The sequence below is a fragment of the Burkholderia sp. Ac-20353 genome (assembly GCF_017104785.1).
Lineage (GTDB): Bacteria > Pseudomonadota > Gammaproteobacteria > Burkholderiales > Burkholderiaceae > Burkholderia.
Map to the genome: position 1 here is coordinate 1 of NZ_JAAGPL010000078.1, position 22,694 is coordinate 22,694.

Here is a 22,694-nt window from a genome sequence, read left to right on the forward strand (position 1 = left end):
CGCGACGGCGGCGCCCGCGTTCAGCAGCGCGGCGCACGCGACGGCGGCGATGGACAGGCGGCGCAGCGGGCGAACGGGCGCGACGCGATGCGCGGCCAAATTCGCGGCGAAATAAGCGGCGAAATAAGCGGCCAAATGCGGCGCTGCCAAGCGCGCAGCGAAATGCGGCGAAACGAACGGCATGACGATCCTTGTGGACGAAGCGATGGACGGCCCGCGCGTGGTGCGTAGGCAATTGAAAGCAAATCGGGGCGAATCGTAAGAAACGCCGATCGCCGCGTCAATCGCGAAACCCGGATCTCGGCGAGATTGATGCAAAAAAGGAACGAATCCCGCTGCACGCTTGATATCGCGCGGCGGATGCGTGCGAATGCGCGGCGACGTCCTGTTTTGCCGCGGAATTTCAAGCCGGCGCGGCACGCGATTTCGTATCGATGTGTATCAATCGTTGCGGCGTCGCGCGGCGCGCTTCGACAATATTCGCCTCTTCATTCCGGCACGGGGAACAACACATGAACAGGATTCGCGCGACGGGCAAGCGTCTGGCCTGGGCGAGCATCGTTTGCGGTGCACTGCTGAGCGGCGCCGCGCACGCGCAACTCGACCTTCAATCGCTGGGTGCGTCGCTGCTCGGCGGCGGGCAGCAGCAGGCGGCGCCGGCCCAGGGCGGCATGGCGCAACTGCTGCAGGCGTATGTCGGCGCGAATCAGCAGGTACTGGCCGGGCAGTCGTCGCTCGCGTCGTCGATGGGACTCACGGGCGCGGCCGGCCAGGCGCAGCAGGCGGTGAGCCTGCTGGGCGGCGGCAATGCGCTGACGCCGGCCGCGCTGTCGCAGATGGGCGGTGCGCAGCAATCGGTGTCGCAGGCGCTGGGGCAGGCGTTCGCGAACGGCGGCGCGTCGCACGGCCCGATCGACAAGCAGGCGTTCAGCAACGGCCTCGCGTCGCTCGGCCAGGGCCTCACGCAATACTCGCAGCTGCAGTCGGGGCTCGGCAGCCTCGGCTCGGCCAATCCGGCCTCGCTGCTGCAGTCGGGCCTGAATCCGCAGAACATGCAGGCCGCGTCGTATATCGCGCAAAGCGCGCCCGGCCAGCTGCAGTCGCTCGCGTCGACGCTGAGCCAGGCCGTGCAGTTCGCGACGAGCCAGGGTATCTCGGTGCCGTCGGTCGCCGCGTCGGCGCTCAAGCTGCTGCCGTAACGACGTTCGTCGCGCGCGAGGCCGTCGCTTACGATGACCTTGCGCTGCACGGGGGATTCGGCCGGTGCTATCGTGTGGCGTCCCAGCTACCGGTGCCGGCCCATGACTGACACGTTCGACCTCTCCCGTTATTTCGCACGCATCGGCTACGACGGCCCCGTCGCGCCGACGCTCGACGTGCTGCGCCGCATCCATCTGCTGCACCCGCAGGCCATTCCGTTCGAAAACTTCAACCCGCTGACCGGCGCACGCGTCGCGCTCGACGTGCCGTCGGTCGTCGCGAAGGTCGTCGAGCGGCGGCGCGGCGGCTACTGCTTCGAGCTGAACAAGCTGTTCTACACCGCACTCACGCGGATCGGCTTTCGGGTGACGCCGCTGATCGCGCGCGTGCGCTGGATGCGTGCGCCAGAAGACGTGACCGCGCAGACGCACATGCTGTTGCGCGTCGACCTCGACGGCGACGCGTGGTTTGCGGACATCGGCTTTGGCTCGGCGACGCTGACGGCGCCGTTGCGCTACGCGCCCGGCGAGCGCCAGCTCACGCCGCACGGCGCGTTTCGTGTCGTCGACGCGCCGGTCGACGGCGAACTCGACATGCAGTGCGAGACGCCGGACGGCTGGCAGACCACGTATCGCTTTTCGCTGAAGCGGGCCGAGTGGATCGATTACGAGGCCGCGAACTGGTTCACGTCGACGTATCCGGATTCGATCTTCGTGAACGACCTGATCGCCTGCCGCGTGCTGCCGGAAGGGCGCGCGGCGCTGTTCAACACGACGCTGACGCTGCGCGATGCGGCGGGCGCGGGGAGCACGCAGACGTTCGCTGACGCGGCCGCATGGGGCGCATGCCTGCGCGACACGATCGGGATCGATACGACGGGGTTTGATCTTGATGCGTTGTTTGCGCGGGTGGCGGCGCGCGGGGCCGTGCCTGGTGCGCGTGGGCGGGCGGTAGAGGGGGAGGCTGCCTAGCGGTGCATGTTTCGGACCCTCGTGTACCCCGCGCCGGGAGCACAGCCTATCGATACTCATCGCGACGCACCTGGCCGCCTGCGGGCGCCGCCGCAAGTTCCTGAGCTTGCCTTGGCCTGAGGATCTTCTCAACGAGCAGAGCGGCGCCTTGACGGCTCAATAGTCTCTGCAGGTTCGCAAGCATCCGGTTCTTCGCCCCCACGACCCGGTGGCTCCTGTTGCGATCCACCGCCCAAAATGCTTCCTGGATCACACTCGCAACGGACATCGGCGTGCCGACGGCGGCCTCTTTTGCGCCAACGACGTCAAAGAAGGCGGTTTGCGTCGCCCCCGGACATAGCGCGACCACCCGGACGCCTCGATGCCGGTTCTCAGCCCAAACGGCTTCGGAAAATGAAAGGAGAAACGCCTTCGTCGCGCCGTAGATGGCCATGTATGGATCGGGCTGAAATGCCGCCGTCGACGCAACGTTAATGATGACACCGCTGGATTTCGCCTGCATTCCTGGCAACACAAGATGCGTTAGCTCGACCGCGGCCATGCAATTGACCAGCACTTCGTCGCGTTGACGGGCCAACGGAATTGCTTCGAAGCGCCCATACGCTGCAAAGCCCGCGTTGTTGACCAGTACATCAACAACCTTTCCGCTGGCCCTCAGGTGATCGGCAACCGCGTCTACGGCGCCGGATGTTCTCAAATCGGCAGTCAGAAAATCTGCGTCGCACGCATAATCGCGTCGTAACTCCTCGGAGAGTTCGTGCAGCGTGTCGTGTGAGCGCGCCACCAGCAGCAGCCTGGCCCCTTGTCTGGCCAGCGCGTAAGCAAACGCACGTCCGATGCCAGACGATGCGCCAGTAACGAGTGCTGTTTTTCCACGGAAATCAAAGCGGGTTGTCATCGCGTGCCGACAGAGTAAAGGATGAGCGGCACTGTAAACCGTTGACTATAGACAACGGTCAAGCCCTAATATCGTTTCACGACTTCGGATGGAGGCAGCATGCGCATTGGCGAACTATGCAGGCAGGCGGGCGTTTCTCGCGATACCGTTCGCTACTACGAGAGAATGGGTCTATTGGACAAGGCAACGCAACCTCACGTAACGAATACCTACAAGCACTACTCCGCGCTTTCGTTGCAGCGGATACGGCTGGTCGTCCACGCCAAGGCGCTCGGCTTCACGCTGGCGGAAATTCGCGACGTTATCGATGTTTGGGATAGCCCGAACTTTGAGACTGCACAAAAGGTCGCGTGCCTGCAGGCAAAGCTCAAAGAGCTTGATGAAAAGAGTCATGCGCTGAGCACGCTGCGCGCAGGGCTGCTGAACGCGCTGGATAAGGTTGGCGGCGAGTGTATCGAGACTGAAATAGCGACGTGATGTCAGGTAGAACGCACTGTGGGATAACGAGGCCGTCGAAGTCGAGCTCGTTACCTGCAAAGGTCCCGGCAGGCTGCAGCACGTCAACGTTAATCAGGCGGCGGTCGGCCATGAACGGTCAGTCGCCATCGTGAGCCAGATCGAGGGCAATCACGGTCTTGGCGCGAAAGCACTCGTCTATTCGTAAACGGAAACCATCCTGTCAAGAGAGGTCGCTATGTTGTACCGACAGCCATTAGTACCTGAACTGGTTGTTCTAGACTTGGCTCGGAGCTTGTCGTTCTGGACCGGACTCATTGGCTTCGACATTTTGTACGATCGTCCCGAGGAAAAGTTTGCCTACCTCGATCTTCACGGAGCCCAGGTCATGCTCGAAGAACTCGACGACGAAGCTCGCTGGCTCACTGGAGACGTCGAGCCACCCTTGGGAAGGGGCATCAATTTCTCTATTACCTTGCCTTCCATTCAGCCCGTGCGTCAGCGGCTACTTGACGCAGGTTGGGCGCTGTTTATGGATGAGGAAGAAAAATGGTACCGATCGGGCGACAGTGAAATTGGACTGAGGCAATTCCTCGTTCAAGATCCGGACGGGTACCTGCTTAGACTGACGAGTGACCTTGGTACGAGACCGGCACATTGATGCCGATCGGCTCTGGAGGGCCTCTGCGCATCTGCCGGACCCTGCGTCCCCGAAGGGAGGGCAGTGTCCATTCCATCTCGGCCATAACTCGCCATTGATACCAATTCAAACTACCGACGACTTTGATGTATTCGGTGATTTACCGTAAGATGAAAGGAGTGAGACAGGTTGTTGAATCAGTTACTCAACATTCAGGGAAAGCGCCGTGCCGGTACAAATTCAGCTTTTGGAAAATGCAACTGAAGCAGAGCGACTGAGCATTCTGATCCCGTTGCTGGCCCATAACCTGGCCAACGGCGGGGACGACGCCCATGAAGCATTTGCTCTATTGCTGCGAAACCCCGACACAAATGAAGTCATTGGCGGCCTGTATGGGAAGATCTCCTATCGATGGCTACTCATCGATCTTGTCAGCGTTCCCGAGCAAATGCGTAACCAGGGTATTGGAGAACGGCTGATGCGCATGGCCGAAGAAATTGCGCAGAAAAAACACTGCATCGGTATCCGGCTGGAGACCTTCAGCTTTCAAGCGCCCGGGTTTTATCGAAAACTCGGCTACTCCGAGTTCGGACGCCTGGCAGATTATCCACCGGGACATACCCGATTCTATTTCCAAAAGACGTTGTGCTGACAGCGCCTGTTCAAGTGCATCCAGAACGAAGTTCGTGGTTCTGCTGCTTCAATACCCGGGGGGCGAGGCGGGGGCGCCAGCGGCGTTCCGAATGAGGAGGAGCGGATAGTCCGTTCCTGAACCCGCGCCCCGCTGGGGGGAAAACTGCCATAACGAACAGAAGAAAATTTGCGGGGGGCAGGTACTCAGCGATCCTATTCGACTTTGGCGATCATCATAAGCATGCTGTCTGAAATGTCTTTGCCCAAGAGTTGGGCGACGACCCAACCGCAGAGGTCTTGGGCGGCCAGACATCCACCGGCCGTGGCGATGCGCCCGTGCGTGACAAGCGGTTCATGGACCGTATCCACGCCCATTGCCTCAAGTTCCGGAAAGACTCCCGGGTATGTCGTCGCGGTCAGGCCATTGAGCAGGCCGAGCTTTGCCATGAATAGAACGCCTGAGTCGATGCCAGCAATTACCTGCTTTTCGGGGTTCAGCTTCAGTCGACTCATAAAGTCAGGATCCGCAAGCTTTGCACGGGAGCCGGGGCCGCTGACGATGAAAACGGCGTCAGCCTCTTGAAGTTCTTCCAGACCTGCATGAGGAGCGAGCGTAATCCCCGTGTTTGACGTAAGTTGTGGCGTGTCCGAACAGATTCTCACGGACCACGGGCCTTCGTATGCGACGTAGTCGGGATCCTGAATCCGATTGAAAAGATCCCACGGCAGGAACAGATCAATGTCAGTGAAACCATCGTAGGCGAGCATGGCGACCTTCATCCTCGGTCTCCTATAAGGTGTTGGGGACTAGATTCTCCTCAACCTCACGGTCTATCTGTATAGTCAGTTAATCGAATTTATGAGCTATACAGATGAAAGATGCCATTCCCTCCTATCAGTCCATCGCAGAACGGCTGCGGGCCGCGATTCATCGCGGGGACCTCGCTCCAGGAGCAAGGCTCCCTTCGGTTCGGCATCTTGCTCAGATTGAAGAAGTGAGTGCGCCGACGGCGGAGCATGCGCTCCGTTTGCTGGAGGCGAGTGGCTTGGCGGTGGCCCGGCCTCGGTCAGGGTTTTTTGTCACTCGAGAAATACCGCAGGAACCGGATCTTTCGCGCCCGAAATTGAACGCTCGCCCCGTCACCCTGACGTCGAACATTCATAGGCTTTTCACCCAACTGAGATCGCCCGAGCTCGTGGCACTGGGTGCCGCGTCGCCCTGTGCTGAATGGCTTCCCAAGGAAGCCCTGATGCGAGCCACGGCGAATGTCGGTCGCAGGCTGGGGGCAGCGGCACTCTCCTACAGTGTGCCCCCGGGCCGCCTCGATCTGCGCAACCAGATCGCTCGACGTGCCGGGCGCTGGGGGCTGCATGTCTCGCCCGATCAGCTTGTTGTCACGCATGGACAAAGCCAGGCCATGAGGCTGGCGCTGATGGCGACCTGTCGTCCCGGCGACATCGTTGCAGTGGAGTCTCCCTGCTACTTCGGAACGCTGATGCATCTGCGGAGTTTGGGGCTGCGGGCAATAGAAGTGCCGACCCATCCGCGCACCGGGATGGAGTTGGGGGCGCTTGAGCAGATTCTGCAATGCCGACGAGTCAGTGCGGTGGTGTCGATACCCACCGCGAACAATCCCTTGGGATTCACGATGCCGGTGGATCAAAAGCGCGCGCTGGTTCGTCTCTTGGACGATGCCGGGGTGCCCCTCATCGAGGATGATGTGTATGGTGATCTTTCTGCCGGGAAACCTCGCGCTCCCGCCTGCAAGGCCTTTGATGAGTCGGGCAATGTTCTCTATTGCACTTCGGTTTCGAAGACCTTGGCTCCGGGTTGGCGCGTCGGCTGGCTTGCACCGGGCCGTTACTTCGACGCCGTTCTGGAGGCACGTGTCGAGGCAAGCCTGGCCGGTGCGCCGTTGCTTGAGGCAGCCGTAGCCGAGATGCTGGCGACAGGTGACTATGATCGCCACCTTCGTCGCTACGCCGAGCGAATCAAGGCATCGTTGCGCACGATCTCATCACGCATCGCCGCAACCTGGCCACAAGGTACAAAGCTGTGTTACCCCGATGACGGATTCCTGCTGTGGGTGGAACTTCCAGAATACGTAGACGCAGTGTTGCTTCACGAGTCCGCTGGCAGGGAGGGGATCAGCATTTGCCCTGGCTCCATGTTCTGCGCTGAGGGTACCAAGTACGCGCATCACGTACGGGTCAATTGCGCGCAGTCGACCACACCTAAAATACTGGCCGCACTCGACCGCGTCGGTGCGCTCGCAGCTGCACAAGCGCCGGGCCTCTGAGGCGAAGGCAAGGGAGGGTTAGCAGCAGGTCTGCCGCGGGCCATCGCTGACAGACCATCGCGGTCAAAATCCGACGTTGTCGCGCCCTTTCAGTTTCAGCAAGGTCCGCGCCTCTTCAGGCGTGGCAATGTCTAGCGACAGGGCTTCGATGATGCTGCGCACGCGCAGCACCTGTGCAGCATTGCATTCGGCCAGTTTGCCAACCCCATCCCATAGCGAATCCTCCAGGCCGACGCGCACGTTCCCACCTATCGAGGCCGAGATCGCTGCCGCAGGCATCTGATGCCGTCCAGCTCCCAGCACCGACCAGACATAGTCCCTGCCGAAGAGCCGGTCGGCGGTGCGGCGCATATGCAGGATGTCCTCGGCGTGCGCACCGATGCCGCCCCGCAGCCCAATCACTGACTGGATGAGCAGCGGCGGCTTCAGGAGCGCGCGATCGAGGAAGTGGGCCGCGGTGTACAGGTGCCCGATGTCGTAGCATTCGATCTCGAAGCGCGTCTGGTTCTCGCTGCACGACTGCAGAATGTAGGCAATATCCTTGAACGTATTCCTGAAGATTCCGTCCTCGCTTCGCTCGAGGTAGGGGCGTTCCCAATCGTGTTTGAATTCCTTGAAGCGGCCGAGCAGCTCATACAGCCCGAAGTTCATCGAGCCCATGTTGAGGGAGGCGACTTCCGGCTGCAGTTGCAGCGCCGGCTGCAAGCGCTCCTCGACACTCATCGATGGGGCGCCACCGGTGGTCAGGTTGATCACCACGTCCGATGCCTCCTTGATGACAGGCACGAATCGGCGAAATAGCGCGAGATCCTGCGAAGGCCGTCCGTCCACGGGATCGCGCGCGTGGAGATGGACGATGGCGGCGCCTGCCTGCGCAGCGCCGATCGCGCTGGAGGCAATCTCTTCGGGCGTAAGGGGAAGATACGGCGACATGGAAGGGGTATGGATCGACCCTGTAATGGCGCAGGTGATGATGACCTTGTTCATCGTGCTTTCCTCCGGGAGTGATGGGTTCACGGTGGCGTGGATAGACGTGGGTGCTCGCCGCCGCGCGTTACGTGGCTATCGGATGGCGGCAACGACGTGAAGTACGTTGTGCCGGCAGGATTGGAGAACGGGGCGGCGATGCCTTTCCGGCATGCCGCCGCCAGTCAGTTCGGCACGGATACCGCCTCCCGGGCCTTGGCTCGCCGTGCGAGGCCGGTTTGCGCCTGGCGCTCGCGGACATGCCCGTACCCGCGCACGCTGGCAGGCCAGCCGAGCAGTTCGCGCAGGCGTTCCGCAGGCCATTGCGCCGCCTCGCGGCAGATGGCGTCCAGGTCATTCTCGTAGGCCTCGCGTACACGGCGGTTCAACCCGGCTTCGCTACCCCATGCAAAGGGATCGAGCCAGCTGCCGCGCAGGAAGCGCACGCCCGCCAGCAGGCGAAACGCGGGCAATATCCAGCCACCGACGGCTGTTTTGCGGATCTTTCCGCTGACCGTGTCCAGCTTGCCGAAGGGGCCGCCCGCAAGGTGGAAATTGAGCTTGAAGTCACCTTCGAACCCATTGCGCAGGGACTGAAGGAACTCTGGCCGGGTGTACAGGCGCGCCACTTCGAACTCGTCCTTGACCGCCAGCACCCTGAAGTACTGTGTCGCTACCTGCCGGACCAGGGCATCGGCGTCGCTGCGTCCGGCCAGCGCGCGCTGGACCGCATCGACCCGTTGCCGGTAGCGGCTGGCCAGCGCATGGTTCTGGTACTCCGCAAGACGCCGGGCCCGGTCCGCGATCAGGCCGGCCAGCGATCCGCCTGCCGTCACCGGCAGGTGGACAATCTGCGCGGGCGCCAGCAGACGCCGCACCGCCACGCTGTCATGCGCGAGCCATCGGCCCAGCGAGAACGCGCTCAGGTTGGTGGTTGTCGCGACCCCGTTGAGCTGGATCGCCTTTTCCATCGCTGCCCGATGCACCGGAATCGAGCCCTTCTGCCACGCGTAGCCGAGCAGCAGCATATTGGACAGGATCGCATCGCCCAGCAGATGCTGCGCCAGCGCGGCAACATCGATGAACTCGGCGCGTGCCCCCAGCGCTTCGGTCAGTCGGTGCTTGAGGTGTGCTTCGTCGGCCGACCAGTCCGGCTGCCTCGTAAAGTCACTGGTAGGCACGATCTCGGTGCCAACGAACGCGCGGGCCAGCCCCGGGCGCAGCCGGGACAGCGAGTCCGCCCCCGCGGCCACGATCAGGTCGCATCCCAGCAGGACATCGGCCTCTCCGGCACCGATGCGCGCCGCGTGCAGCAAGGCCGCGTTCGGCGCAATCCGGACATGTGAGGCGACTGCGCCGTACTTCTGGGACAGCCCGGTGATATCCAGCGAGCTGCCGGCCTTGCCGTCGAGGTGCGCCGCCATCGTCAGGATGGCGCCGATGGTCACGACGCCGGTACCGCCGATGCCCGCCACCAGGAACGCCATCGGTTCGAAGTCGCCGGGAATGGCGGGATCCGGCAGGGCGGGAATCTTCAGGCCGGCTTGCGCGCCGCTTTGAGGCTGGCGCGGCTTGGCCCCATGCAGCGTCACGAAGCTCGGGCAAAAGCCGCGCACGCACGACAGGTCCTTGTTGCACGACGACTGGTTGATCTTGCGCTTGCGGCCCAGCGCTGTCTCCAGTGGCTCGATGGCAAGGCAGCCGGATTGATCGCCGCAATCGCCGCACCCCTCGCAGACCTCCGGGTCGATATAGGTGCGGACCTGCGGGTCCGGCAGCTTGCCACGCTTGCGCAGCCGCCGCCTCTCGGTAGCGCAGGCCTGGTCGTAGATCAGCACCGACAGCCCAGGATACTCGCGCAGTTCGCGCTGGACGGTCTCCAGCATCGCCCGGTCGTACACCGGCACGCCCAGCGCTGCCCGGCGCCGCCTGTCGTATGCCGCGACATCGTCGGTGACCACGACGATCTTCCTGACGCCTTCCGCGCGCAGCTGCGCCACCGCCTTGTCGACGCTCAGCTCGCCGTCCACGGGCTGCCCGCCCGTCATGGAGACGAAGCCGTTGAACAGCAGCTTGTAGGTCATCCGCAGATTGGCTGCGAGCGCCTGGCGGATCGCCAGATAGCCGGAATGAAAGTAAGTGCCGTCGCCCATGTTGGCAAACACATGGGCCTCGCTCGTGAACGGCGCCTGCCCCATCCACATCATGCCTTCGCCGCCCATATGCGAAACCGTATGGGTCTTGCCGGGGTCGTTCAGCATGGCGATGGTATGGCAACCGATACCCGCCAGGGCCCGGCTGCCATCCGGCACCTTGGTCGACGTATTGTGCGGGCAACCGGCGCAGAAGCTCGGACGGCGCAACGGCGCCGCACGACCCTCTACGCACGTCGGCGGCACGTCCGCAGCTGGCACGTCCAGGCCCAGCAGGCCCTGGATGGCTTGCGCAATCTCCTGCACACTCAGCTCGTTGCAGATCGGCAGCACCGGGGCTCCCCGCGATGCCGACCATTCCGGGGCGCCCGCGAATTTTCCGCGCACGAGCGGTGGCCGTTCCAGGTGCGCATCGAAGAGAATGGACTTCAATTGCGATTCAAGCAGCGGCCGCTTTTCCTCGATGACCAGGATGGTATCGAGGCCATGCGCGAACGTACGCACGATCTCGTCTTCGAGCGGCCACACCATACCGATCTTCAGCACCCGCAATGCCGCGCCATGCGGGCTGGAGGCGTCGATGCCAAGGCGTTGCAACGCTTGCATCGTGTCGGCGTAGGACTTGCCGGCGGTAACGATGCCCACCTTCGCTGCCGGGCCGGGCCACACGAGGCGGTTGAGCCCGGCCGACCTGGCGAACTGCACCGCTGCCGGCAGCTTGTGCACGTACAGGCGCTCCTCGGCCGCCGGGGCCATCTCGAAGGCTTTGATATGCAACGACGCGCCGGCAGACGGCAATCCGCTGACCGGCATCAGTTGCCCTACCTCGACGTCTGCGGCGGACTCCACCACGTCGGTCACCAGCTTCAGACCCACCCAGCATCCGCTGTAGCGCGACATCTCGATCCCGCGCAAGCCGAAGTCGATGATGTCCTGGACGTTCGCCGGGTACAGCACCGGTATGCCGGCGGCGATGAGCGAGAAATCCGACTGGTGCGCGGTGGTCGACGACTTCGCGCTATGGTCATCGCCCGCCAAGACCAGCACGCCGCCGGTTGCGCTGGTGCCGGCGAGGTTGCCGTGCTTCAGCGGATCGCCGCTGCGATCGACGCCGGGTCCCTTGCCGTACCAGATGCCGAACACACCGTCTACCTGGGCGCCCGGAAAGCTGCCGACATACTGCGTACCCCACACGGCCGTGGCAGCAAGGTCCTCGTTGACGCCGGGCTGGAAGCGCACGTTGGCCGCGTGCAGCAGCGGTTCGATGCGCCACAGCTCCATGTCGAGCCGGCCCAGCGGCGAGCCGCGGTAGCCGGAGATAAACCCCCCGGTGTTCTTGCCGAGTTGCGTGTCGATGCGGCGCTGGTCCAGCGCGATGCGCAGGATTGCCTGGTTGCCGGTGAGAAAGACCCTGCCTGCCGGCTGCTCGAAGCGATCCTCCAGCCGAGGCGATTGCAGTGCCGACGGATCCGTACGCGTGTTCATGTCTTACCGCCAATGGGGTTGCCGGGCGCTGACGGCGCAGCCGCACGGACGTGGCCGCCTCGCGCCGTTGCTCCCTGGAAGCCGCCGGATCGCGGATGAAAACTAGCCTTCATCGAGACAAACTCCGTGATGAATGAAGAGAAATGGGATCGTCAGCACTCAGAAGCGATGCGAGTACTGCACGCCGATGCTCTGCTGGCGTGTCGCCAGGGTCTCCCGGCCCGCCACGGCGGGACTGCCGGCAAGCTGCGTCGCGACTGCCGAAGCCAGCACGGAGCTGCCCGCTGTCGTGTGCGCGGGAGACAGGGAGTAGAAGATGGACCACTGGCTATTCGACCCGGTCGCATAGCCAAGCCCCAACGTATAGTGCCGGCGGAACGTCGCCGGCGACGTGACGTTGCTCGCGGTGTCCCCGTCCGCGAAGGCGGCACTGTTGAGTGAAACACCGCCCGAGGCGTACAGGGCTGGTGTCACCTGGTAACGCACGCCGACCTTGAACACGTTCATGTCCTTCCACCCGTTCCCCGGGCCGCCGCTGCTGCCGCGCAACGCGGTGCCGTCGAAGGGGCGGTTGCCAAGCCCGCCAGTATCCGAATAGTTGATACGCTGGTAGTCGAAGAGCAAGGACAGGTTCGGCAACGGCGACCACTGCACGCCGACCAGCATGTTCTCCGGGATATCCAGGCGCCCCTGGTCCGCCAGCAGCCCCTCGTACTCGTTGAGCCGTCCCATCCTGATCCGGGGTGACCACGCCGCGCCGAAGCTGAGGGCGTCGCTGGCACGCCAAAAGGCGCCGAGGCGCAGCCCCACGCCAAATGAGGATGCCGTCCCCTGGTTAGTCAGGTGGTTCGGCGCGGCTGACTGCGGGGCCAGCCCCTGCAAGCCTTCGGCGCTGAACAGCTGGCCCGCGATCAGAAGGGAGAACCCGACGGAGAACGAGTTGGAGACACGTGCTGATACTGTCGGCGCGATCGTCAGTTGCTGGATCGTGGTGGTAGCCCTGCCGTTGCCGCAGAGTACGTTGCCGCGATAAGTGGTGCCGGCGGGCGCCGGCGCGGGAGCCGGGCAAGTCGTGGTGTCACCGCTGAAGCGGGTGCCGGCGCCATTGCTGTAGCCGACGATGCTGAGCGACAGATCGGGATTGATCATCCGGCTGTACGCGATATCGGTAAGCGGAACCCAGTTGCTCGTGCTCCTCGTGTGGGTATCCAGTATGCCGGTCAATGGCGCCGGCAGGCCCGCGGCACGGCTCATGCTGGTGACGCCGTTGGTAGCGATCAGGTTGCCGTCGAAACGATCGCCCGCCCATACCGTTGTGGCGGGGTTGCTCGCGCCGCCGAACGCATCGCGTGTCGACGCGGCGGCGGCACCTGCCACGCCGCGCGCTTCGGCGCCGTAGCCGATCTGGAAGTAGCCGTTGTCGGCAAGCGCAAACGCGGGGCACAGCGCTGCTGCGGACGTGACAATCCACTGTTTCTTGTTCACTGCTGTCTCCATTGTCGTTGTTATTGCCGCGGCAGGTCTCTGCCTCCCTTGCGGCGGGGGCTTGAAGCGGAACGTGGCCAGCAAACTAACGGGCGGTGATCAAGTTCGGCAGGGTGCCGAGTCCGGAGATCTCGACCTCGACGCGATCACCGTCGTCGAGGAAGCGCCATTGCTCGATGCCGGCGCAGTTCGGCACACACCCGGTGGCAAGCAGTTCGCCACCGTGCAGGGTTTCGTTATGCGACGCGTAGCTGACGATGCGATCGATGCGATGCGTCATCCACGAGGTGCTGCCTTTGCCGCGCACTTCGCCATTGACACGCACGGTGACCTCCAGCCGGTGCGGATCCTCGATCTCGTCCGCCGTGACAACCCAGGCGCCGAGGCTGTTGCTGCTATCGAAATCCTTGCCCTTGGCCGGGCCGGCGCTGGGCCGGGCGCGCATTTCCTTCATCAGCTGCGCGCGTTCGGAGAAATCGTTGAAGATCACGTACCCGAACACGTGCGACATCGCGTCCGAGCAGCCGATGTTCTTGCCAGGCTTGCCGACAATCACGCCAAGCTCGGCCTCGTAATCCAGCATGGCGCCCGGATCGGGGCGCGGTACGACACTGTCGTGGCCGGACAGATTGAGCCGCACGCCCTTGTAGTACACGGGGGCGTCATAGAAACCCTTTGGCACTCTTCCCATGCCCAGTGCACGCATCAGGAAACCGGCGAACGGGCTCACGCCATGCGTCATGACCTGATGGAATGCGTTCTTCAGATGCTGGTCGTAGGCACTGAAGCAGCGGATCTGCGGGGGGCGGTATGGGATCTCCAGCCGAATGTGGCGCATTGGACAAACCGGGGCTGGCCGGCCGGGCTTCGCGTATTCCCTCTCAAGCGCTCTGATGGCGGGCAGTGTTTCGTCCTGGTGCTCGATCAGCGCGAGCAGGGTAGCGAATCGCGCATCCCCCGCGAACGATGCCGTCACATCCAGCACGCGCTCACCCGATAGCGCGAGCCCGACATGGCTTGCGACGGTGGCGTTGGAAAACGTGCACAATCTCACGGCTATTTCCTCTCAGGGCAGGGTCAGGAAACGGCGGCTGGTCACCGCGCCAGGGCGCATCAATTGGGTGTCGGGCTCACCCGCCTTGTGGCGTTCGAGCAGATGCTCCGGGTCGAACTCGACGCCGATCGAGTTTTCAACGAAGGCGCCGGAGGCGAACCACGCCTGCAGCTCTTCTGCCGTTGCGAAGTTGTCCACCTGAAGCTCCGCCTGGATGCCGTCGGGATCGCGGTAGTACATCGAGGTGGTGGGGCCGTGGTTGATGCACCACTCCGGGCTGAGGCCATGACGCTTCAGGCGTTCATAGGTGTGGAGCAGGTCGCCGAGCGAGCCGAAGGTGAATGCCACATGGTCCAGGCCCACGCTCTCCCGGCGCTTCGGGCTGAAGTTGGCGGTGTTGATCAACGCCAGACGGTGGTGCTCGTCGTCGTAGGACAGGAAACAAAGCAGCGCATTGCGGAACATCACGCGCGCACCCAGTACGACGGACCACCAGTGGATCGATTCATCGAAGCGCCGCGTCGCGAGCACGATGTGCGCGAGTTTCACGGGCGGGCGGGCGTCCGGGTCCGGACACGGGATGGGAAACTGGTCCATGCTCATGCTGTTGCTCATTGCATCTCCTTGATGAGGTGTGCCGTCGTCGCGGCGCGGGTCTTGGTGGACCGGGAGACCAGGCACGCCATCACCGCCTGCAAGGCCCGGGAAGGATCGGCGCACTGGCGGCGGCTGCGCCAGACGACGATCCCGTCGCCGCGCACCAGCACCGCGCCGGACACATCGATCTCCAGTGCCGCGGCCAGTGCCGAGGGATCGACGCGAAACTGCGACGCGACGCCGTTACCGATGGACGGACACGCCACCTCGATGCCCCAATCGCCGCGCACGCTGGAAAGCGCCGCCTGCCAGCGCGCGCGTTCTTTCTCGTTGACCAGCAGCGTCATCGGCGCGCGCCGTGCCAGATCGCGCGTGGACAGCGGCTCGCCGTCGATGCCGAGTTCGCTCCAGAGGTGCGGAATCAGTGCGCCAGGGCTCGTGGTCGGCAGATATTCGGTCGCCCGGTGAGGGGATGCAGGGTGCGGATGCGGCTCGCGGGCAACGAAGCCGGCCGGGTGCGCGTAGCCGAGGTCCATGCCGAGGGTGACGAAGACTTCGCGCTGCTTGGCGATCGCCCTTCGAACCCTGGTCCGGGCCTCCACACCCGCTCGCCCGGAGACTGTCAGTCCGTTCAGCGGCTTCAGCCCGCCACGCATCAGGGAGCCGAACAGCTTGCGTGCAAAGGCCCTGGGCAAGCTGCGCGCCAACGCAGACCGGGAGAGCGCTGACAAGGTCTTGAAACCGTCGGGATCCACGCCGGCAGCCCGCAATACCTCGTCAGACAAGGCGCTGAGCTGCTGCGTGAGGTGCGCATGGGCATCGGCGCTCGCGGCGCGCTCGACGGCATAGCTGGACAGCAGCCCGTGCGCGAGCTCGCGGTGCACGAAGCCACCCAGCAGGATCTGCAGCCGCCATGCAAGGCTTGCGGCATCCTCGATGCCATGGTTCAGCCCGAAGCCGCCAATCGCGGAAAAGCCCGCTGCGGCATCGCCAAGCAGCAAGACGCGGCCAACCTGGCTGGTCACGGCGCGCCGCAGTTCCATTGTCCAGGGCCGGATCGAGCGGATCTCGACGTCGATGCTGTCGTCGCCAATGGCAGCGCGCACCAGCGACAGTGCCCGTGCGGTCGGCATCTCGTCCGCACGCTCGATTTCAGGCAGTACCGCGGTGGACAGGACCCACTCTTCATCGTCGGCGGTATGTGCCGTGAGCGTCCCGACGACGCCGGGATTGAGAATCCAGTACAGAGGGCTCGGCCGCGCGTTGTTCAGTTTGCCCAGTTGCGCACGGAAATGGATTTGCGCGACCGTTTGCATGGGCGTTGTGGTCGATTGCACGCCGAGCAGCCGCCGGACCGTGCTTTGCGCGCCGTCCGCGCCGGCGACGAAGCGTGCGGTGCGCCGGGTAGTGCTACCGCTGCGTATTTCGCGCAGCGTCAGCGTACAGCCGTCAGCGTCCTGCGATAGTGCCTCGAGGTCATACCCCGGCATGAACTCGATCAGTTCGCTGGCAATCACGCGCTGCCGCAGGATCGGGTCGGCCACATTCTGGGACAGGTGCAGGGGCCGGCAGGGGCCGCTGCCCAGCAGGCGGGCCGTATGCCCGGGATCACTGCCGATCGGCACGCAGCGCCCAAGGTCCACCCCGGCCAGGGACGTGCACCAGGTGATGTAGCGAAGCTTGAGTGGCGGCGAGCTGATTTCGCGCAGCGTCTCGGCAAGGTCGGTATCGATGGAGCGAATCACTTCCATCGCCCGTGCCGACCAGACGTGGCCGCGCGGATGCGCATCCGCATCGGACTGCCGGTCCACCAGCACGCTGCGGATGCCGCGGCTGGCCAGAAGGAGCGCCAGCACGGAGCCAGCGGTGCCGGCGCCGACGATCGCAACGGGGATGGCATGGCCACCCTGGCGGAGCGGCGCGGCTTCGGGATCATGTATCACAGGGGAACCTTCGCGAGAGTTTTTGGGGTTTTCGGCCGTCAGGACGCATGCGTGCCGGTCCGTGCGCCGGATGTCGGCGATTCACCTGATGCGATGGGGGCAGGGAGCGGGACAGGGATCTGGAGCACGGTGCACAGCGGACCCAACACGTCCTCGATCTGCATGCCGGTCGCCGACGCATGGCTCCACGCAATGTGTCCGTCCGGGCGAACCAGCACCGCGATGTCAGGGCGGCCACCGTTCCACGCATGCAGGCGCGGCAGTTCGTCGCGGTGCGCGATGGCATCGAGGTCGACCCCGTGCACCGGCACGCCAAGCCGCTGGCTTGCCTGCGCCGCGAGTTCCACACATCGCCGGCCGTGGCAGCCCAGGCCGGCGAGCAGGAAATGCCCGGGGTCAAGCAGATCGTGCGACGTTGCGGCGGCGGCGCCTAGTACGCTGAAGTGCGGCAAGCGCGCCCCGGGGGTGAGCGACAACGCTACCTCGAGAACCGGATTTGCCGCGACCGGGGCCACGGCACCGTTGTCGCAGATAGCCGCGCTTCGGTAGACATAGCCCAGGTCAAGCCCGAGCGTACTGAAATGTTCCATCTGGGCTTCTGCGGCCTGTTGCACCCTCTGTTTGATGCCGGCGAACCGAGGCGTGGCTGCGTGCTGCACCTTCCGGTTGTGCGCATCGATGGGAGCCACAAGCAGAGACTTGAGCGTGGAACGCAGCGCGGCTGGCAGCATGCGGGCCGGGGCGCTTGCGCGCAGGCGTGCCAGCGTTGGCAATTTGTCTTCATCGAGACCCAGCGCCGTGGTGACCTGCCGCATCTTGCGGTGGTTCGACACACTGACGCGGCAGTTCGTCTCGGCGACAGGCTTGCGCTCGTCGCCATAGGTATCGAGCAGCCCGGAGCCCGCCTTCCCCTTCATGACGAGAGCCAGCTTCCACGCAAGGTTGTGCGCATCGGCGGCGCCCGTGTTCAGACCGAGGCCGCCCGTGGGCGGAAAGCGGTGGGCGGCATCGCCGACGAGGAAGGTACGGCCTTTGTGATAAGGCTCGGCGATGTGCGCCTGCATCGTCCAGTTCGACAGCGAAGTAATGCGCAGTGGCATATCGCGATCGCCCAGGGCCGCACGAAGCATGCGCTCGCACCGCTCCGGCGGGAAGTCCTTCGGCGATTCGTACGCGGGGTAGTACGGTGTCATGAACACCGAGTAGCGCGCCGCATCGTGCACGATGAAGGTGCCGGGCGCCTTGGCCGACAAGACCCAGAAGAGGATTGACGGGCTATCCTTGACCAGATGCCGGATATCCGCCTCGAAGTTGATGGTGACGAGGTGCGCCAGGTTGGTCTCGCCCACCATCGGCAGCCCCTGGCTGCGGCGCACGCGGCTGCTGGCGCCATCCGCGGCAATCAGCCACTGGCTGCGCACCCGGTACGTGTCGCCGCTTGCGGCATCCATCACCGAGGAAATGACGCACTGCCCGCTCTGGTCCGCGTCCTGCCATACCTGGCCAAAGGCCGTCTGGCAGCGCACGCGGCGCGCCACTTGCGCGAACAGGAGGCGCTCGAGATGGTGTTGCGGAATGTTTGCCGTCCGCTTGCTGCTGGCCGCCGCCATCCTGGCAAGGCAGCCGGTGCCGCCGACCTCGATACGGGCCAGGTCGCCGTCCGCCAGGTTGCGCCGCCAGGTCACGAAGCGGGACTGGGCGGTATGCGTGCTGATACCCGCCAGGTCCTCGTCCGTGACGCCGATGCTGGCAAGAATCTCCTGCGTCCTGGTGTTGATGACATGCGCCTGGGGCGCGAGATGCAGGTCATCGCGCTGCTCGATCAGCAGCGACTCGATGCCCTGATCCGCCAGCAGCGCCGCCATCAGCATGCCAACGGGACCCGCGCCCACGATTAACACCGGAACTTCCAACTCGCGCATACACACTCCCAAGATTTCTGACCGCCATTCGACGCCACAGGGTGCAAATTTATATTCATATAAGTCGGCTCCACATTGGTACTTATACTTATATAAGTCGACTCTCCTGAAAGCCGGGCAGGGCGGACTGCGCGCACGACAACCATCCTTGGGGCAAGCCTGGGTTGGGACCTTGGCGTGTGGGAGAATGGCGGACCTGCCAAATTGCGTGAACGTGCCCCGAGCAACCATGAGCACTCTCGAAACCCGACGCCCCAAGACACCTGCGCGAAAGCGTGCAGGCGAGGCATCTGCCGTAACCACGGGGGCCTCCCGGTCCGCCGAGGGGTCGGGGCGGCAACGGTTGATCGACGCAGCCGAACTGGAGTTTGCGCAGAAGGGTTACGACGGCGCGTCCGTTCTCTCGATCGCCAACCGTGCCGGCGTGAAGCAACCCCTGCTGAATTACCACTTTGGCGGCAAGGAAGGCCTTTGGCGCGCGGTCGTCGAAAGCGCTTATGCGGAGACCCTCAAGGCGTCAACGCTGGCCTCGGAGACGCGTGACGACGGGGACCCGCTTAGCCGCTTGCAGGCCACGCTGAGGGCCTTCGCGGTCAGCAATCTCCGTCATCCGGCGGCGCACGCTCTGGTCGTCATGGAGGTTGCGCAAGCCAGTCCAAGGCTGGACTGGCTGGTGGACAACTACATGCGGCCGTTTCATGACAAGCTCGACGCGCTCATTGCCGACTGTCACGCGGCCGGCCTGCTGAAGCCCTACCCGCGCGAACATGCGAGCATCATGATGACCGGCATGCTCACTGCCATTCAATCCGCCACGCATCTGGCGAAGCGGGTCTATGGCGTCGGACCGATGACTGCCGAGCAGACGGAGCAGCACGCGGAGCAGGCCATCGATGCACTGCTGAACGGCATGCTGGTTCGCCGCGTCAATCGCCGGCGGCCATCGGGCAGCAGGTAGTTCCGCATCGGGAGCGATTCGCCGGCTCGAGCATCATGGTGACGCTGGCGGATGCACTGCGACTCGCAATCAACGCCGTGCGGGACGTCGCCGAGTCGCGCAAGATACCGTCGGGTGTCGATCTAGAGACCACCACGCCGCTTTCCGACATGCAACGTATCGCTCGCGTTTCAGCAATTCAGGCCTTCACAAAAATGAAATCTGTCGCTAGAATGGCGTCCCCTTGCACTGAGTCCTGGCTGACAGGGCTGTTCGCGATACGGGGCCTGGTGCATCCCGATTGCATTGAAATGCCGACGTGGTGAAATTGGTAGACACGCTATCTTGAGGGGGTAGTGGCGAAAGCTGTGCGAGTTCGAGTCTCGCCGTCGGCACCAATACGATGCTCCGATAGCCAGCAGCGCTACGGGCAATTGGCATCGTTCTTCACTTCCGCAGCTATCTGCTGCACTCTCCGTTTCTTTCGACTCCTAAAAATCTCCACTGGACTCGCTGCATCGTTCCTGATGCTCGCTGCGAGGGCCTACTCATCTCCACCATCGACGTAGATATCCGGCACGGCGAATTCGTCGCGCTGATCGGCCGCAGTTCGTGACCTGTCGGTTTGCCTACACACGCATGTCAAGCATGTTGCATTAAAGACCGTGCAACGTTTGACCGATATCATCGGCATTCTCGTGCACAACGCCATCGAGCGGGATGCGCGAACGGAACGTATGACGTTCACGGGAGGAAAGGTGCCGGCGGCCGGATGGCCGAGGCACTTCGACAGACGGGCAGGCCGCACAGGTCCCCAGCGAGACGGAGCATTGGAAGATGGGGACGGTAACGGGCACGGCGCAACCGATGATCGCGGTCGCCGCGGGCATGTTGTTTTGCGCGCCGCTTGCCGGCAATGCGCAAGCGCCGGCGACGCTCGCGACGAGTGATCTGCAGGCGACGGGCGTCGCGGTGCAGGCCGATGCGGCGCATCGCGTCACGCTGCCGGCGATCACGGTGCAAGGCGACGCGACCGCAGCGTCGATCGGGCTCGTCGGAATCCATACCGCAACCGGCACGAAGACCGACACGCCGATCAACGAGATTCCGCAGACGATCAACGTCGTGACCGCGCAGCAGATCGAGATGACCGGCGCGACCGATCTCAATCAGGCACTGCGCTACGTGCCGGGCTTCGCATCGTTCGGCTCCGACAGCCGCACCGACTGGTATGCGGCGCTGCGCGGCTTTACGCCCACGTTGTTCGTGGACGGCATGCAGGCGCCGAATACGGCCACCATCGCGAACTGGCGCGTCGATCCATACATGAGCGACAGCGTCACCGTGCTGCGCGGGCCGACGTCGGTGCTGTACGGGGCCGGTGAGCCGGGCGCGATCGTCGACGTGCAGACCAAGCAGGCCGACGGCGAGCGCGTGCGTGAAGCGGGCGTGGAGGTCGGCAATTACGCGCGCAAGCAGTTCATGTTCGACATCGGCGACAAGCTCGATGCGGACGGCAAGTATGCGTACCGCTTCGTCGGCGTCGCGCGCGACGGCAACGCGCTGACAGGCCCGAACGCGGACCGGCGCATCGCGCTTGCGCCATCGTTTCGCTGGCGGCCGGACGCGGACACGTCGCTGACGGTGTCGGCGACCTACCTGCAGGACTGGACCGACATTTCATTCAATTTCCTGCCGGCGCAGGGCACCGTATTGCCGAACCCGAACGGGCGCCTGTCGCCGGATGTCTACATGGGCGACCCGGCCTTCAACGACTACCGGAAGAAACAGGGTGCGCTCGGCTATCAGTTCGAGCACAACGTGAATGCGATGTGGACGCTGCGCCAAAGCGTGCGCTGGATGCACCTGTCGCTCGACGACGCAACGGTGTTCGGCAATGGCCTTGCCCGCGGCAGCACGACCGACATGACGCGCTTCGCAGGGCTGTTCCAGCTGAACTACAGCCGCTTCGACATCGACAACAACGCACAGGCGCGGTTCGGCACCGGCTCGCTCGAGCATCGGCTGCTGCTCGGCTTCCAGTACAACCGGCAGACGACCACCAACAGCGTGTGGCTCGCACTGGCGCCGAACCTGAATCTTTACAACCCCGTCTACACGCCGGTCACGACCGCGATCTTCTCTGGGCCGACGTCGTTGGGGCACGTCGATCAGTACACGGCGATGAACACGTTCGGCGTGTACGCGCAGGACCAGATCGAATGGAATCGCTGGGCGCTGACGCTCGGCGGCCGCGAGGACTGGGTGAACCTGCGCGAGGACGACCGCTCGGCGGGCACGCAGTCGAAGGCCGACGTGAGCGCGTTCTCGGGCCGCATCGGGCTCACGTACCAGGGCGACTACGGGCTGTCGCCGTACGTCAGCTATTCGACGTCGTTCAATCCGGTCATCGGCGTGAGGATGTTCGGCGGTGGCTTGCCGAAGCCGACGCGCGGCAGGCAGACGGAGGCGGGCCTGCGCTGGCAGTCGCCCGACAGGCATCTGATGCTGAATGCGGCGATCTACCAGATCAACCAGACCAACGTGCTGACACCGACGCCGGCAAACCTCGATCCGACCGGCTCGTCGTCCGTGCAGACGGGCGAGGTGCGCTCGCGCGGGGTCGAGCTGAGCGCGGTCGGCAAGCTCACGCCGAACCTGTCGGTGATCGCGTCTTACGTGTATCAGGACGTGAAGAACGTGAAGGCCAACGATGCGACGCTTAACCACTGGCCGGTCGCGGTTCCGCTCCCGCGCCAGATGGCGTCGCTATGGGCCGACTGGACATGGCACGCCGGCGCACTGTCGGGCCTCGGGATGGGCGGCGGAATTCGCTACCAGAGCGCGTCCGCGGGGGCGCCGGACAATTCGCTGACGGTGGCGAGCTACACGCTCTATGACGCTGCGCTGCACTACGACACCCGCAACTGGCGTTTCGCGCTGAACGTGTCGAACCTGTTCGACCGTCACTCCATCAGCGGTTGCCAATCGTACCAAGTCTGCATTTTCGGCAATGAGCGAACCGTGCTGGCCAGCGCGAAATACGACTGGTGA

19 protein-coding genes and 1 tRNA gene are annotated in these 22,694 nt (G+C 64.0%); 10 read left to right on the forward strand and 10 right to left on the reverse strand.

What is annotated here, in order from left to right; translation table 11 throughout:
- The coding region (locus G3N94_RS21785) for a hypothetical protein (RefSeq protein ID WP_205794638.1) at nucleotides 1–420 on the reverse strand (420 nt) is incomplete at its 3' end.
- 92 nt (nucleotides 421–512) lie between these two features.
- Between G3N94_RS21785 and G3N94_RS21790 the strand changes: the two genes are divergently transcribed.
- Together G3N94_RS21790 and G3N94_RS21795 are read left to right on the forward strand one after the other, a co-directional pair.
- The gene (locus tag G3N94_RS21790) at nucleotides 513–1,199 is read left to right on the forward strand and encodes a hypothetical protein (RefSeq protein ID WP_205794639.1); all 687 of its coding nucleotides are present in this window, start codon (nucleotides 513–515) and stop codon (nucleotides 1,197–1,199) included.
- 102 nt (nucleotides 1,200–1,301) lie between these two features.
- Nucleotides 1,302–2,171, forward strand: a complete 870-nt coding sequence (locus G3N94_RS21795; protein ID WP_205794640.1) for an arylamine N-acetyltransferase — start codon at nucleotides 1,302–1,304, stop codon at nucleotides 2,169–2,171.
- A gap of 46 nt (nucleotides 2,172–2,217) precedes the next feature.
- Here G3N94_RS21795 and G3N94_RS21800 read toward each other — a convergent pair whose 3' ends face one another.
- Nucleotides 2,218–3,069 (reverse strand): SDR family oxidoreductase, encoded by an 852-nt coding sequence (locus tag G3N94_RS21800; protein ID WP_205794641.1) that lies wholly within the window; start codon nucleotides 3,067–3,069, stop codon nucleotides 2,218–2,220.
- A 99-nt stretch (nucleotides 3,070–3,168) separates the two neighbouring features.
- On the opposite strand from G3N94_RS21800, the gene G3N94_RS21805 reads away from it, so the two are divergent.
- The 3 genes from G3N94_RS21805 (at nucleotide 3,169) to G3N94_RS21815 (ending at nucleotide 4,817) form a co-directional block, all read left to right on the forward strand.
- Nucleotides 3,169–3,546 (forward strand): MerR family transcriptional regulator, encoded by a 378-nt coding sequence (locus G3N94_RS21805; protein WP_205794642.1) that lies wholly within the window; start codon nucleotides 3,169–3,171, stop codon nucleotides 3,544–3,546.
- A gap of 274 nt (nucleotides 3,547–3,820) precedes the next feature.
- On the forward strand, nucleotides 3,821–4,186 hold the full coding sequence (locus G3N94_RS21810; protein WP_241022005.1) for a VOC family protein: 366 nt from the start codon (nucleotides 3,821–3,823) through the stop codon (nucleotides 4,184–4,186).
- 205 nt (nucleotides 4,187–4,391) lie between these two features.
- Nucleotides 4,392–4,817 carry a GNAT family N-acetyltransferase gene (locus G3N94_RS21815; protein ID WP_205794644.1) on the forward strand — a complete coding sequence of 142 codons (426 nt, stop codon included), beginning with the start codon at nucleotides 4,392–4,394 and terminating at the stop codon, nucleotides 4,815–4,817.
- A 194-nt stretch (nucleotides 4,818–5,011) separates the two neighbouring features.
- Here the strand turns inward: G3N94_RS21815 and G3N94_RS21820 are convergent, their stop codons facing one another.
- Nucleotides 5,012–5,578: a DJ-1/PfpI family protein gene (locus tag G3N94_RS21820; protein ID WP_205794645.1), complete on the reverse strand. Its 567-nt coding sequence runs from the start codon at nucleotides 5,576–5,578 to the stop codon at nucleotides 5,012–5,014.
- A 92-nt stretch (nucleotides 5,579–5,670) separates the two neighbouring features.
- On the opposite strand from G3N94_RS21820, the gene G3N94_RS21825 reads away from it, so the two are divergent.
- Nucleotides 5,671–7,098: a PLP-dependent aminotransferase family protein gene (locus G3N94_RS21825; RefSeq protein WP_205794646.1), complete on the forward strand. Its 1,428-nt coding sequence runs from the start codon at nucleotides 5,671–5,673 to the stop codon at nucleotides 7,096–7,098.
- 63 nt (nucleotides 7,099–7,161) lie between these two features.
- Here G3N94_RS21825 and G3N94_RS21830 read toward each other — a convergent pair whose 3' ends face one another.
- From G3N94_RS21830 to G3N94_RS21860, 7 genes are all read right to left on the reverse strand, one after another.
- Nucleotides 7,162–8,085 (reverse strand): 3-keto-5-aminohexanoate cleavage protein, encoded by a 924-nt coding sequence (locus G3N94_RS21830; RefSeq protein ID WP_205794647.1) that lies wholly within the window; start codon nucleotides 8,083–8,085, stop codon nucleotides 7,162–7,164.
- 164 nt (nucleotides 8,086–8,249) lie between these two features.
- Nucleotides 8,250–11,702: an indolepyruvate ferredoxin oxidoreductase family protein gene (locus G3N94_RS21835; protein ID WP_205794648.1), complete on the reverse strand. Its 3,453-nt coding sequence runs from the start codon at nucleotides 11,700–11,702 to the stop codon at nucleotides 8,250–8,252.
- 159 nt (nucleotides 11,703–11,861) lie between these two features.
- A complete protein-coding gene (locus tag G3N94_RS21840) occupies nucleotides 11,862–13,187 on the reverse strand; it encodes an outer membrane protein transport protein (RefSeq protein WP_205794649.1) in 1,326 nt (441 codons plus the stop codon).
- Between the two features lie 85 nt (nucleotides 13,188–13,272).
- Nucleotides 13,273–14,241, reverse strand: coding sequence for a fumarylacetoacetate hydrolase family protein (locus G3N94_RS21845; protein ID WP_205794650.1), 969 nt, complete (start codon nucleotides 14,239–14,241; stop codon nucleotides 13,273–13,275).
- Nucleotides 14,242–14,253: 12 nt separating this feature from the next.
- Nucleotides 14,254–14,856, reverse strand: a complete 603-nt coding sequence (locus G3N94_RS21850) for a VOC family protein (protein WP_241022006.1) — start codon at nucleotides 14,854–14,856, stop codon at nucleotides 14,254–14,256.
- Nucleotides 14,853–16,781 carry an FAD-dependent monooxygenase gene (locus G3N94_RS21855; RefSeq protein ID WP_205794651.1) on the reverse strand — a complete coding sequence of 643 codons (1,929 nt, stop codon included), beginning with the start codon at nucleotides 16,779–16,781 and terminating at the stop codon, nucleotides 14,853–14,855. Before G3N94_RS21855 ends, G3N94_RS21850 begins: the two co-directional genes overlap by 4 nt.
- Before the next feature lie 38 nt (nucleotides 16,782–16,819).
- Nucleotides 16,820–18,703, reverse strand: a complete 1,884-nt coding sequence (locus G3N94_RS21860; protein ID WP_205794652.1) for an FAD-dependent monooxygenase — start codon at nucleotides 18,701–18,703, stop codon at nucleotides 16,820–16,822.
- A gap of 229 nt (nucleotides 18,704–18,932) precedes the next feature.
- Here G3N94_RS21860 and G3N94_RS21865 point away from each other — a divergent pair, with 229 nt between their 5' ends.
- From G3N94_RS21865 to G3N94_RS21880, 4 genes are all read left to right on the forward strand, one after another.
- Nucleotides 18,933–19,661 (forward strand): TetR/AcrR family transcriptional regulator, encoded by a 729-nt coding sequence (locus G3N94_RS21865; protein ID WP_205794653.1) that lies wholly within the window; start codon nucleotides 18,933–18,935, stop codon nucleotides 19,659–19,661.
- Between the two features lie 35 nt (nucleotides 19,662–19,696).
- On the forward strand, nucleotides 19,697–19,966 hold the full coding sequence (locus G3N94_RS21870; RefSeq protein ID WP_205794654.1) for a hypothetical protein: 270 nt from the start codon (nucleotides 19,697–19,699) through the stop codon (nucleotides 19,964–19,966).
- Nucleotides 19,954–20,038, forward strand: a tRNA-Leu gene (locus G3N94_RS21875). The genes G3N94_RS21870 and G3N94_RS21875 overlap by 13 nt, the downstream gene beginning before the upstream one ends.
- Nucleotides 20,039–20,477: 439 nt before the next feature.
- Nucleotides 20,478–22,694, forward strand: a complete 2,217-nt coding sequence (locus G3N94_RS21880; protein WP_205794655.1) for a TonB-dependent siderophore receptor — start codon at nucleotides 20,478–20,480, stop codon at nucleotides 22,692–22,694.